Raw genomic sequence first — 13,760 nt, forward strand, 5'->3', positions numbered from 1 at the left:
GCGGCGCTGCGCTTGCACAGGCCTACGGTTTTGTAGGCCGGGTAAGCGAGACGCCACCTGGCGTTTTTTGAAGTAGCCAAACTATGTCAGATACCAAAAACGAATTAGAAACCCTGCTGGAGCAGGCGGCGACCGAACCCGCCCACCGTCCGGCATTCTTCCGCACGCTGCTGGAGTCCACCGTCTGGGTGCCGGGCACGGCCGCGGAAGGGGAGCAGGTTGTGGAAGACAGCGCGCTGGATCTCCTGCACTGGGAGAAAGACGACGGCTCTTCGGTGATCCCGTTCTTTACCTCGCTGGAAGCGTTGCAGAAAGCGGTAGAGGACGAACAGGCATTCGTGGTGATGCCGGTGCGCACCCTGTTTGAAATGACCCTGGGCCAGACGCTGTTCCTCAACGCGAAGCTGCCGACCGGAAAAGAGTTCACCCCGCGTGAAATTAGTCACCTGATCGGTGAAGAGGGTAACCCGCTCAGCACCCAGGAAGTGCTGGAAGGGGGCGAAACGCTGCTGCTGTCTGAAGTGGCCGAGCCGCCCGCGCAGATGATCGATTCCCTGACCACACTGTTCAAAACCCTGAAGCCGGTACGACGCGCATTCCTTTGCTCGATCAAAGAGCGTGCAGACGAAAAGCCGGTGCTGCTGATCGGTATCGAAGCCGATGGCGATTTCGACGAGATCGTTCAGGCGGCGGGAAGCGTGGCCACCGACACGCTGCCGGGGGATGAACCGATTGATATCTGCCAGGTGAAGAACGGTGAGAAGGGCATTAGCCACTTTATTACCGAGCACATCACGCCGTTCTACGAACGTCGCTGGGGCGGCTTCCTGCGCGATCTCAAAACCAACCGCATTATCTGATGACAGCGGGGTGAACCATCACCCCGTTGCTTCCAGCAGCAGTAAATCCATCAGCAGTACCAGATTCGACTCAAACGACGTCACGCCTGCGGCTTCGGCGGCGAAATGTACCGCCTCGTCATAGAGGGCAAAGTGCACATCCGCCATCCCCGCCAGCGTATTGGCCGAGGCGCGGGTAAACGCGACGATCGCCATACCGACGTTTTTGGCGATCCGCGCTTTATCCAGCACCTGTTCCGTTTCGCCGCTGCGCGAGACGGCAATAAACACCTCATAGCGGGCGGCATTGCTGAGAAAGATGTTCCGGCTGTCGCCCGGGCCGGAGATAAACGCTGTTTTGCCCAGCACCTGCAATTTCTTGGTCAGGTACTCCGCAAACAGATAGGAAAACCCGGCGCCGTAGAGAAAGAAGCTCTCTTTCTGGCGCAGCAGGTCAGCAAACTGCTGGCGCTTATCGTGCGTCACCCACTGAAAGGTGTGCTGATAGTTGGCGATAAACTGATTAAAAAGCGCTGGCAGTTCAGGGCGCGATTGCCCCTGAGCAGCAATATGCGGGGTGTCGGAGAGCAGCTGTTTGCAGTGCCAGATAAACTCGCTAAATCCGCTGAACCCCAGCTTCTGACACAGCCGCATAATGGTGGCGGTAGAGACGAACGTCGCCTGCGCCAGCTCGCGAACCGTAATCTTGCCCACCAGCAGCGGGTGTTCTGTCAGGTGGGCGAGGACGCGATACTCCGCGCGGGTGAGCGATTCCCCGCGCGTTAACAGCGTGGCCAGGCGGTTATCCATTATTTTGCCGGTTCAACCGGCAGGTCGTCACGCGCACCCCATTCGCTCCAGGCGCCGTCGTAGAGCGTGACGTCGTTAACGCCGAGCGTGGCGAGCGCCAGAATGACCACGCAGGCCGTGACGCCGGAACCGCAGCTGGCGATAACCGGACGGTGTAAATCTACGCCCTGACGCGCAAAGATGGCCCGCAACTCGTCGGTGGTTTTCAGCTCGCCCTCAAACACCAGATCGCCCCATGGCACGTTCAGCGCGCCCGGAATATGTCCGCGCCTAAGTCCCGGACGCGGTTCATCCGCCTCGGCATTGAAGCGTGGCGCAGGGCGGGCATCAACGATTTGGGCCGTTTTTTCGTGGCTTATGACCAGCACGTCGGTCAGGCGTTTCACTACGTGCGCGTCGAACGTGGCATCGAATTCGCCTTCCGGCAGCGTCACGTCGCCCTGCTGAAGCGGCAGTTCGTCACGCTTCCAACCCGCGAGGCCGCCTGCCAGAATCGAGACTTTTTCCACGCCGAAGTTTTTCAGCATCCACCACGCGCGCGGCGCCGAGAAGAGGTTCCCTTCGTCATAAACCACGAGGTGTTTGTCTTTGCTGACGCCCAGCTCGCGCATCGCCACGGAAAACGCTTCCGGACGCGGCAGCATGTGCGGCAGGGGAGAGGTGTGATCGGAGAGGGCTTCAATATCAAAAAATACCGCACCCGGCAGATGCCCGGTGCGGTATTCACCGGGCACGTCACGATGCTCTTGTCCCGGAGGGGCCATACGCGCGTCAATAATCTGAACTTCCGGATCGTCGCCGTGCTCAATAAGCCAGTCGGCAGCGACAAAATATGAGGTGGACATGGGTTGCCTCCATTCTTTTCCGTAAAAAAGGATTGTCGGTGTTTTTTCTGACACCGACAAGCAAACCACGTTCAACTCGCGAGCAAGCCCCTATTTTTTCACCGTTTCGCCGTCCTGCCAGGCTTTTTGCAGCGCAGGCCAGTAGTCGCGGTTAGCCTCGATCATCTCATCCAGTATCGCCTTCGCATGTTCCATGGTCGGCACGGTGCGGTTGAGGGTGAAGGCCTGAAGGGCTTTCTCATAGCTCCCTTCAATCGTCGCTTCCACCAGCAGCTGTTCAGAGGCGAGCTGCTGCTGCAAAAGGGTCTGATGGAACAGCGGCACCTGGCCGATGCGGACAGGCTCTGGCCCTTCGGAGGTGATATAAGCAGGCACTTCCACCACGGCATCGTAAGGCAGGTTGGTAATCGCGCCGCGGTTTTCCACCATCACCAGATGGCGGCTCCGCAGGTTAAAGGCCAGCGAGCAGGCGACGTCGACGATAAATTCACCGTGGACGCCCACGTGGAAGGCATCCGGCAGGATCCCGGTGCGCTTGTACTCTTCGGCGGCAGCGAACAGCTTTTTCTCGCGCCCGTCCATCACTTCATTGGCGCGGGTATAGTCCGGGTTCTGATGCGCCACAATCTGGTTCGGCATCAGGTAATACTGCAGATACGGGTTCGGCAGGTACTCCGGGAAGTTGTCCATGATCGGCTTAATGTTGCGCCAGGTTTTCACCCATGACGGATCCGAATGCTGCGGGTCGGTTTTGGCTGCATCTTCCGTTAGCAGGCCAAACTTTGCGATATGCTTACGCAGCTCCGGCAGCTTGTCCTCACCGTCCACCCGCACGCGGGTAAACCAGCCGAAGTGGTTCAGACCAAAGTAGTCGACCTCCAGCTTGCGGCGATCGACACCCAGAATCGCCCCCATGTTACGCATCGCCGCTACCGGCATATCGCAAATGTTCAGCACGCGTGCGTTCGGGCGCAGGCGTCGTACTCCTTCCGCAACGATCGCCGCCGGGTTGGAGTAGTTCACGATCCACGCCTTCTCATGCGCGTAGCGTTCCACCCGATCAATAAGCTCTACCATCGGCAGAATGGTGCGCAGACCATACGCCAGCCCGCCGGGCCCGCAGGTTTCCTGGCCAACCACGCCGTGGCGCAGCGGGATCTTCTCGTCCTGCTCGCGCATCTTGTACTGTCCGACGCGCATCTGGGCGAAGATAAAATGCGCGCCGCTGAAGGCCACTTCCGGGTCACCGGTGACGGTGAATTTAATGTTCTGGCTGTGGTCACGAATGACCTTCTCGACAACCGGTGCAATGGTGTTCTGACGCGTCTCGTCGATGTCGTAGAGGCGGATTTCAGCCAGCGGGAAATCCTGCAGGCGCACCATCAGGCTTTTCACAATACCCGGCGTGTAGGTGCTGCCGCCACCGGCAATCGACAGAATGAATGGGGGTGTAAACATCTTTAGCTCCTTTCAGAGAAACGTCTCAACGGCTTCTCGCATTTTTTTGACATGCAGCCCGTAGACCACCTGAACGTTGTTACCTTGTTTGATAATCCCTTTCGCGCCGGTCGCCTTCAGGCGCGGCTCGTCGATGAGGTTGACGTCCTTCACCGTGACGCGTAAGCGGGTATAGCAGTTATCCACCACGTCAATATTTTCCCGACCGCCGAGACCCACCACGATGGATTCGCCCAGCCCGTCGTTGTTACCCTTCGCCTGGTACTCCTGCTTGCTGTAGAGGCGCGTCTCCTTATCGTCATCCTCACGGCCCGGCGTCTTCATGTCGAAGCGCAGGATCAGGAAGCGGAACACCGAGAAGTAGAGGATGAACATGATCAGCCCGACCAGGAGGTACATCGGCCAGTTGGACTTTTCCGTGCCCAGCGGCAGGTTGTAGAGGATGAAATCAATGATCCCGTTAGCGCCGATAGCGTGAACGCCCAGCAGCGAGAACAGCATCATGCCGATGCCGGTCAGGACCGCGTGCACCACGAACAGCAGCGGGGCGACAAACAGGAAGGAGAACTCAATGGGTTCGGTAACGCCGACCAGCAGAGAGGTGAGCGCTGCCGGGATCAGAATGGCTTTCGCAATGGCTTTACGCTCCGGCTTTGCGGTCATGTACATCGCCAGCGCGGCGGCAGGCAGGCCAAACATCTTGCTGATGCCGCGGGCGTCCCACACCACGGTGCTGCTGAGCTGCTTCACGTTCGGGCAGGCCATCTCGGCAAAATAGATATTGCGCGCGCCCTGGTAAACCGTGCCGCACACCTCCTGCGTGCCGCCCAGCTCCGTATACAGGAACGGGGTATAGACCAGATGATGCAGGCCGGTAGGCACCAGAATACGTTCCAGGAACCCGTAGATGGCGACGCCCAAAGGCCCGGAGCCCTTGATGGCCAGCGCCATCGCGCTAATCCCGTGCTGGGCAAACGGCCACACTTCACTCATTACCACGCCGAGCAGCATGGCGACCGGAAGCATCACAATGGCAACAAAGCAGTGGCCGGAGTAAATTGCCATCGCGCCGTTAAACTGTACGCCGGAGTATTTGTTGTACAGATAGCCGGAGAGCGCACCGGTCAGGATCCCGGCAAAAACCCCCATCTCCAGCACCTGCACGCCCAGCACCATCGTCTGCCCGGCGGCTTTCATCTGATCCGCCGCGGCCAGCGCCCCCTGGAGCTGCAGCGTGACGTTCATGGCGTTGATAAACACCACAAAGGTCACCAGGCCAATCAGCGCGGCATAGCCTTTATCGCGCGTCGCGAGGCCAATCGGGATACCGACGGCAAACACCAGCGCCAGGTTGACCAGCACCGACACGGCCGATTTCGCGATAAGCTGACCAAGATGCTGAATGAAAGGATGACCAAGAAACGGCAGATACTCCGCGAGATTACCGTTACCCAGCACGTTACCAAAGGCGATAAACAGACCGACGATCGGTAAGATAAGTACCGGTCCGTACAATGATTTTCCAAAATTTTGTAGGGCGTTCACGGCTCGTTTCATGGCTTTCTCTCTTATTGAACCGCGCACTCAGGGTGCGTCTTGAGCTTAAAACTAGCAGGCTCCCGGCGAGCTTATCCAGCTATCTTGTTGTTTTAAAAACAAATGACGTGAAAGGTTACATGTAACGTTTCACGCTGTGATCGGCGTAGCACCAGCGGGTTGCCGGTTTGACTCACTCTGCGAGGCGCTTTCCAGATTCTAAAATTGGACTTTTTGAATTAATGAAACTTGCGGATAATACTTATCCGGACGACGACCAACGGGCCCCGTGGGCCAGGGACAAAGGATGAAACCGTTTCGCTTAGCCGCGATCTCTCTCGCGCTGCTTACCACATTTACGCTTGTCGGCTGTGATAACAGCGACGATAACACTCAATCTGCGGCTCCCGCCGCTTCCACCCCATCAACACCGAAAGCCGCGGAAAAGCCCGACGCTGACAAGCTGGCAAAACTGGCGGCCCAGAGTCAGGGCAAAGCCTTAACCCTGCTGGATGCCTCAGAAGTGCAGCTGGATGGCGCGGCCACGCTGGTGCTGACATTCTCGGTTCCGCTGAATCCCGATCAGGATTTCGCGAAAACGGTGCATGTCGTGGACAAGAAAAGCGGCAAAGTTGACGGGGCGTGGGAACTTGCGCCTAACCTGAAAGAGCTTCGTCTGCGCCATCTGGAGCCCAACCGCAACCTGGTCGTCACCGTTGAACGTGGCCTGCAGGGGCTGAATAAGGCGACGTTCGGCACTGATTATGAAAAAGCCCTGACCACGCGGGACGTCGAGCCTACCGTCGGCTTTGCGAGCCGCGGCTCGCTGCTGCCGGGCAAAGTGGTCGAAGGTCTGCCGGTGATGGCGCTCAACGTTAACAACGTGGACGTCAATTTCTATCGCGTGAAGCCTGAATCGCTGGCCTCCTTTGTCAGCCAGTGGGAATACCGCAACGCGCTGACCAACTGGGAATCCGACAACCTGCTGAAGATGGCGGAGCTGGTGTACACCGGTCGCTTCGATCTTAATCCGGCGCGCAATACGCGTGAAAAATTGCTGCTGCCGCTAAAGGATATTAAACCGCTCCAGCAGTCTGGCGTGTATATCGCGGTCATGAACCAGGCCGGGCATTACAACTACAGCAATGCCGCGACGCTCTTTACCTTAAGTGATATTGGGCTGTCCGCTCACCGTTATCATAACCGCCTGGATATCTTTACCCAGAGCCTGGAGAACGGCGCGGCGCAGTCCGGCGTGACTGTGACCTTGCTGAACGACAAAGGGCAGACGCTCGCCGAAGCGAACAGCGACGGTGACGGTCACGCAAAGCTTGAAACCGACAAAGAAGCCGCGCTGATCCTGGCCAGCAAAGACGGTCAGACCACGCTGCTTGACCTCAAGCTACCGGCCCTTGACCTGGCGGAGTTCGACATTGCAGGGAGCCCTGGCTACAGCAAGCAATTCTTTATGTTTGGCCCGCGCGATCTCTACCGTCCGGGCGAAACGGTGATCCTGAACGGTCTGCTGCGCGACAGCGACGGTAAGCCACTGCCCGATCAGCCGGTGAAGCTTGACGTGCTGCGTCCGGACGGACAGGTGGCACGTACCGTTGTCGTGCAGCCTGAAAACGGTCTCTATCGCTTTAACTACCCGCTGGACAGCGGGGCGCAGACCGGCATGTGGCATATCCGCGCCAATACGGGCGATAACCTGCAGCGTCTGTGGGACTTCCACGTCGAAGATTTTATGCCTGAGCGGATGGCACTTAACCTGACGGGGCAAAAAGCGCCGGTTTCACCGCAGGATAACGTCGACTTTACTGTGGTGGGCTATTACCTCTATGGTGCCCCGGCCAACGGTAACACTCTGCAGGGACAACTTTTCCTGCGTCCACTGCGCGACGCGGTTCCGGCACTGCCGGGCTTCCAGTTTGGTGATATCGCCGAGGAAAACCTGAGCCGCAGTCTGGATGAAGTTCAGCTTACGCTGGATGAACAGGGGCGTGGCGAGGTCTCTACGGAGAGCCAGTGGAAAGAGGTGCACTCTCCTTTACAGCTGATCCTGCAGGCCAGCCTGCTGGAGTCAGGTGGTCGTCCGGTGACGCGTCGTGCTGAGCAGGCTATCTGGCCTGCAGCGGAATTGCCGGGCATCCGTCCTCAGTTCGCCAGCAAGGCGGTTTATGACTACCGCACCGACACCACCGTCAACCAGCCGATTGTCGACGAGAACGGCAACGCCAGTTTCGATATTGTCTATGCCGATGCCAGTGGGGCAAAAAAGGCGGTTTCCGGGTTACAGGTGCGTCTGATCCGCGAACGTCGGGATTATTACTGGAACTGGTCCGAAAGCGAGGGCTGGGAGTCGCAGTTTGATCAAAAAGATCTGATCGAAGGCGAGCAGGAGTTGACCCTTAAGGCTGATGAAACCGGCAAAGTCACTTTCCCGGTTGAGTGGGGTTCCTATCGTCTGGAGGTTAAAGCACCGGACGACATGGTCAGCAGCGTGCGCTTCTGGGCGGGCTACAGCTGGCAGGATAATAGCGACGGCACCGGGGCTGCGCGCCCTGACCGCGTTACCCTGAAACTGGATAAACCGGGTTATCAGCCTGGCGATACTATCAACCTGCACATTTCTGCACCGGCCGCCGGCAAGGGCTATGCGATGATCGAATCCAGCGAAGGGCCGCTGTGGTGGAAAGAGATCGACGTCCCGGCAAACGGGCTGGATCTCGCTATCCCGGTCGATAAAGCCTGGAAACGTCACGATCTTTATCTCAGCACGCTGGTGGTACGCCCTGGTGATAAATCCAAATCCGCCACGCCGAAACGTGCGGTCGGCCTGCTGCATCTGCCGATGGGCGACGAAAATCGCCGCCTGAATATTGCACTGGATAACCCGCAGAAAATGCGTCCAAACCAGACGCTCTCTGTGAAGGTGAAAGCCAGCGTGAAAGAGGGCGCGGTGCCGCAGAAAGTGAACGTGCTGGTCTCGGCGGTGGACAGCGGCGTGCTGAACATTACCGACTACGTCACGCCGGATCCGTGGCAGGCTTTCTTTGGTCAGAAGCGCTACGGCGCGGATATCTACGATATCTATGGTCAGGTCATTGAAGGCCAGGGCCGCCTCGCCGCGCTGCGTTTTGGTGGCGACGGGGATGAGCTGAAGCGCGGCGGCAAACCGCCGGTGAACCACGTCACCATTATTGCCCAGCAGGCGCAGCCGGTAACGCTGGATGCCAACGGGGAAGGCACCGTTACGCTGCCGATTGGCGACTTCAACGGCGAGCTGCGTCTGATGGCGCAGGCCTGGACAGAAGACGATTTCGGCAGCAGCGAAAGCAAAGTGATTGTTGCCGCGCCAGTGATTACTGAACTGAATACGCCGCGCTTCCTGGCAAGCGGCGATACTTCACGCTTAACGCTGGACCTCACCAACCTGACCGATCAGCCGCAAACGCTGAACGTGGCGTTAACCGCGGCCGGAAAACTGACGCTGGAAGGGGCGCAGCCGCAGCCGGTGCGACTGCCACCAGGTGCGCGGACGACTCTGTTTATTCCGGTGCGCGCGCTGGACGGCTACGGAGACGGTGAAGTGACTGCGCAGGTGACCGGCCTGCAGCTTCCGGGCGAGACCTTTGCCCCGCAGCAGAAGAGCTGGAAAATCGGTGTCCGTCCGGCGTTCCCGGCGCAGACGGTGAATACCGGGGCCATGCTGAATCCGGGTGAGTCCTGGACAGCACCGGGGCAGCATATCAACGGCTTCTCTCCTGCAACGCTGCAGGGGCAATTGCTGCTGAGCGGTAAACCACCGCTCAATCTGGCGCGCTATATCCGCGAGTTGCAGGCTTATCCTTATGGTTGCCTTGAGCAAACCACCAGCGGCCTGTTCCCGTCGCTCTATACCAACGCGGCACAGCTGAAGGCGCTTGGCATCAAAGGTGATACGGACGACAAACGCCGTAACGCCATTGATATCGGCATCTCCCGTCTGCTGCAGATGCAGCGTGATGATGGTGGTTTCGCGCTGTGGGATAAAAACGGTCCGGAAGAGTACTGGCTGACCGCCTATGTCACTGACTTCCTGGTGCGTGCAGGCGAGCAGGGTTACAGCGTGCCGGCCGACGCGGTCAATAACGCGAATAGCCGTTTGCTGCGCTATCTGCAGGACCCGGGCATGATGTCCATTCGCTACAGCGACGATACGCAGGCCAGCAAGTTCGCTGTGCAGGCCTATGCCGCGCTGGTGCTGGCGCGTCAGCAAAAAGCACCGCTGGGTGCGCTGCGTGAAATCTGGGATCGTCACGATCAGGCGGCTTCCGGTCTGCCGCTGATGCAGCTCGGTATGGCGCTTAAGCTGATGGGCGATGCCCCACGCAGCCAGCAGGCGCTGGATCTGGCGCTCAAAACGCCGCGTAACGACAGTAAAACCTGGATGGCCGATTACGGCAGCACGCTTCGCGATAACGCGCTGATGCTCTCCCTTCTCGAGGAGTACAAGCTGTTGCCGGATGCGCAAAATACGCTGTTGAATGCGTTGTCTGAAGAGGCCTTCAGCCAGCGCTGGTTGTCAACGCAGGAGAGCAACGCGCTGTTCCTGGCCGGACGTTCGCTGCAAACCTTGTCCGGTGCGTGGCAGGCTCAAACCTCGCTGTCTGATACCGCATCAGGTGGGGAGCAGGCGCAGGTGCAAAACCTCACCGGTGACCAGCTTGGTGCATTGCAGGTCACCAATACCGGCACAACCCCGCTGTGGGTTCGCCTGGACAGCACAGGTTATCCTGAAGATGCGCCACAGCCGAGCTCGAACGTGCTGCAGGTTGAACGTCATATCCTGGCAACCGACGGCAGCACGAAATCGCTCTCCTCACTGAAGAGTGGTGAGCTGGTGCTGGTCTGGCTGGAGGTGAAAGCCAGCCAGAACGTGCCGGACGCGCTGGTGGTGGATCTTCTCCCTGCCGGTCTGGAGCTGGAAAACCAGAACCTGGCAAGCAGCAGCGCCAGCCTGCAGGACAGCGGCAGTGAAGTGCAGAACCTGCTGAGCCAGATGCAGCAGGCGGACATTCAGCATATGGAATTCCGCGACGACCGCTTTGTTGCAGCAGTGCCGGTGAACGAAGGTCAGCCGGTCACGCTGGTTTATCTGGCGCGCGCGGTGACGCCGGGCTCCTATCAGGTGCCGGTTCCGATGGTGGAGTCTATGTACGTGCCGCAGTGGCGAGCCACGGGGGCGGCCAGTGGCCCGCTGATTGTTGTTCCGTAATATGCTGATGGCTCGTCTGATACGCTCCCGCTGGCTGTGGCTGGCGGGAGCGCTTCTCATTTTATGGGGGCTGATTCTGGCCGCTGACCGCCTGTGGCCGTTGCCTCTGAAAGAGGTTAACCCCGCCCGGGTCGTGGTGGATGAGAAGGGCACCCCACTCTGGCGTTTTGCCGATAGCGACGGCATCTGGCGCTATCCGGTGACGATCGAAGAGGTCTCCCCCCGTTATCTTGAGGCGCTGATCCAGTACGAAGATCGCTGGTTCTGGGATCATCCAGGCGTCAACCCGCTTTCTGTTCTGCGCGCCGCCTGGCAGGATTTAACTTCCGGAAAGGTTGTCTCCGGCGGCAGTACGCTCACCATGCAGGTGGCGCGGTTGCTGGATCCGCATCCGCGGACTCTGGGGGGCAAAATTCGTCAGCTCTGGCGGGCGTTGCAGCTGGAGTGGCATCTTTCCAAGCGCGATATTCTCACGCTCTATCTTAATCGTGCTCCGTTTGGCGGCACGTTGCAGGGCGTGGGGGCAGCAAGCTGGACCTATCTGGGAAAACCCCCGTCACAGCTCAGCTACTCCGACGCGGCGCTGCTCGCGGTGCTGCCTCAGGCACCAAGTCGTTTACGCCCGGACCGCTGGCCTGAACGGGCTGAAGCGGCGCGCAATAAGGTGCTCGACCGCATGGCGACGCAGGGCGTCTGGTCCGCAAAGCAGGTCCAGGAATCCCGTGAAGAGTCGATATGGCTGGCACCCCGGCAGATGCCGCAGCTGGCACCGCTCTTTGCACGCATGATGCTCAGTAAAAGCCACGACACGAAAATTGTCACCACGCTGGATGCCGGGTTGCAGCGGCAGCTGGAAGAGCTGGCGATGAACTGGAAATCCCGCCTGCCGGCCCGCAGCTCGCTGGCGATGATCGTCGTGGATCATTCCGATATGAAAGTGCGCGGCTGGGTCGGGTCGGTGGATATTAACGATGACACGCGCTTTAGCCACGTGGATATGGTCAATGCGATCCGATCTCCGGGATCGGTGTTAAAACCCTTTATCTACGGCATGGCGCTGGATGAGGGATTGATCCATCCCGCCTCGTTGCTACAAGACGTACCAAGAAAAACCGGCGATTATCGCCCGGGGAATTTTGACAGCGGATTCCACGGGCCGGTCAGCATGAGCGAAGCGCTGGTGCGCTCCCTCAACCTGCCCGCTGTGCAGGTGCTGGAAGCCTACGGGCCAAAACGGTTTACCGGCATGCTCAGTAACGCAGGTTTGCCGCTGATCCTGCCCGCGGGGGCGCAGCCGAATCTGTCCCTGATCCTCGGCGGGGCAGGCGCGCGGCTGGGCGATATCGCCGCGGCCTACAGCGCCTTTGCCCGCCACGGTAAGGCGGGAAGGCTGCGGCTACAGCCTGGCGATCCGCTCATTGAGCGTCCGCTGCTGTCTCCGGGCTCGGCGTGGATTATTCGCCGTATTCTGGCCAACGAGGCGCAGCCGCTACCGGATAACGCGCTGCCGCAGGTTGCGCCGCTGGCCTGGAAAACGGGCACCAGCTACGGCTACCGCGATGCCTGGGCCATCGGTCTGAATGCCCGCTACGTGATAGGCATCTGGACCGGAAGACCGGACGGCACGCCCGTGGCGGGACAGTTTGGTTTTGCTAGCGCCGTGCCGCTGTTAAACCAGGTGAATAACCTGCTTCAGTCACGTTCAACGATCGACGAAGCCCGCCTCCCGCGCGATCCGCGCCCGGCAAGCGTCGGGCGGGGCGTGATCTGCTGGCCTGGCGGTCAGTCGCTGCCGGAAGGCAGTGAAAACTGTCGACGTCGTCTGTCGACCTGGCTGCTGGAGGGGAGTGAGCCGCCCACGCTGCTGTTGCCGGAGCAGGAAGGCATTCGCGGTATTCGTTTCCCGGTCTGGCTGGATAAAACGGGCAAACGTGTGGCGGCAGATTGCCCGGATGCAACAGAGAAAGACCTTGACGTCTGGCCGCTGCCGCTGGAGCCCTGGCTGCCTGCAAACGAGCGTCGTGCGGTACGCGTCCCACCTCCATCACCAGACTGTCCGCCGCTCTCGCAGGACGCGCCTGCGCCACTCATTCTGACCGGCATACGTGAAGGCGCCGTGATTAAACGCCTGCCGGGAGAATCCCGCGTTTCGCTGCCGCTTCAGGTGACCGGCATTAGCGGCGAGCGCTGGTGGTTTTTGAACGGTGAACCGCTGAATGTGAAAGGGAAAGTTTACACATTACAACTTGATAAAGCAGGCGATTATCAGTTACTCGTTATGGATGAGACCGGGCAGGTTGTGACAGTGAATTTCGCGTTACAGTGACGCAAAAACAGCTTTCAGCGGTGAGCTGTTGCTGAAACTCGTCTTATTTTAAAAAAATGTTACCTGAATCCATAGGCAATGGCGCTATTGCTCATTATAATCCGCGCCACACCATACTCAGGTATGCAAAACAACAGAACATTGACAGAGGTTATCATGGCTATTGAACGTACTTTTTCCATCATCAAACCAAACGCGGTGGCAAAAAACGTTATTGGCAGCATCTTCGCTCGCTTTGAATCAGCAGGGTTCAAAATCGTTGGCACCAAAATGCTGCACCTGACCGTTGAACAGGCTCGTGGTTTCTACGCTGAGCACGAAGGTCGCCCATTCTTTGACGGCCTGGTTGAGTTCATGACCTCTGGCCCAATCGTGGTTTCCGTGCTGGAAGGCGAAAATGCAGTACAGCGTCACCGCGACCTGCTGGGTGCCACCAACCCGGACAACGCGCTGGCAGGTACCCTGCGCGCTGACTACGCTGACAGCTTCACCGAGAACGGTACTCACGGTTCTGACTCCGTTGAATCTGCTGCGCGCGAAATCGCTTTCTTCTTCGCTGAAGGCGAAGTGTGTCCACGTACCCGTTAATTTAACGGTTTCGTTTACACATTATTTTCGTAAATGCCACGTCCAGACGTGGCATCCCTGCGTCAGAGTTTGTACAATGCAACGCCCCGGACGAGCAG

General features: G+C 58.9%; 8 protein-coding genes. 4 read left to right on the top strand and 4 right to left on the bottom strand.

The window, feature by feature from the left end:
• Positions 1-83: 83 nt before the first annotated feature.
• Positions 84-860, top strand: coding sequence for an enhanced serine sensitivity protein SseB (gene sseB, locus LDK53_RS07265; RefSeq protein ID WP_047959237.1), 777 nt, complete (start codon positions 84-86; stop codon positions 858-860).
• A gap of 18 nt (positions 861-878) precedes the next feature.
• Here sseB and LDK53_RS07270 read toward each other — a convergent pair whose 3' ends face one another.
• The 4 genes from LDK53_RS07270 to LDK53_RS07285 all read right to left on the bottom strand — a co-directional run bounded on the left by LDK53_RS07270 (position 879) and on the right by LDK53_RS07285 (position 5,509).
• Positions 879-1,649, bottom strand: coding sequence for a MurR/RpiR family transcriptional regulator (locus LDK53_RS07270; RefSeq protein WP_225285222.1), 771 nt, complete (start codon positions 1,647-1,649; stop codon positions 879-881).
• A complete protein-coding gene (gene sseA, locus LDK53_RS07275) occupies positions 1,649-2,494 on the bottom strand; it encodes a 3-mercaptopyruvate sulfurtransferase (RefSeq protein ID WP_225285223.1) in 846 nt (281 codons plus the stop codon). Before sseA ends, LDK53_RS07270 begins: the two co-directional genes overlap by 1 nt.
• Before the next feature lie 90 nt (positions 2,495-2,584).
• Positions 2,585-3,952, bottom strand: a complete 1,368-nt coding sequence (locus LDK53_RS07280; protein WP_225285224.1) for a 6-phospho-alpha-glucosidase — start codon at positions 3,950-3,952, stop codon at positions 2,585-2,587.
• A 12-nt stretch (positions 3,953-3,964) separates the two neighbouring features.
• Positions 3,965-5,509: a PTS transporter subunit EIIC gene (locus LDK53_RS07285; protein WP_225285225.1), complete on the bottom strand. Its 1,545-nt coding sequence runs from the start codon at positions 5,507-5,509 to the stop codon at positions 3,965-3,967.
• A 286-nt stretch (positions 5,510-5,795) separates the two neighbouring features.
• On the opposite strand from LDK53_RS07285, the gene LDK53_RS07290 reads away from it, so the two are divergent.
• The 3 genes from LDK53_RS07290 to ndk all read left to right on the top strand — a co-directional run bounded on the left by LDK53_RS07290 (position 5,796) and on the right by ndk (position 13,662).
• Positions 5,796-10,748 (top strand): alpha-2-macroglobulin family protein, encoded by a 4,953-nt coding sequence (locus LDK53_RS07290; protein ID WP_225285226.1) that lies wholly within the window; start codon positions 5,796-5,798, stop codon positions 10,746-10,748.
• 1 nt (position 10,749) lies between these two features.
• The gene (gene pbpC / locus LDK53_RS07295) at positions 10,750-13,074 is read left to right on the top strand and encodes a peptidoglycan glycosyltransferase PbpC (RefSeq protein ID WP_225285335.1); all 2,325 of its coding nucleotides are present in this window, start codon (positions 10,750-10,752) and stop codon (positions 13,072-13,074) included.
• 156 nt (positions 13,075-13,230) lie between these two features.
• Complete coding sequence (gene ndk, locus LDK53_RS07300; protein ID WP_003860625.1) at positions 13,231-13,662, top strand: nucleoside-diphosphate kinase; 432 nt, start codon at positions 13,231-13,233, stop codon at positions 13,660-13,662.
• The last annotated feature ends 98 nt before the right edge of the window (positions 13,663-13,760 follow it).

The organism is Enterobacter sp. K16B, assembly GCF_020216105.1.
Taxonomy (GTDB): domain Bacteria; phylum Pseudomonadota; class Gammaproteobacteria; order Enterobacterales; family Enterobacteriaceae; genus Enterobacter; species Enterobacter sichuanensis.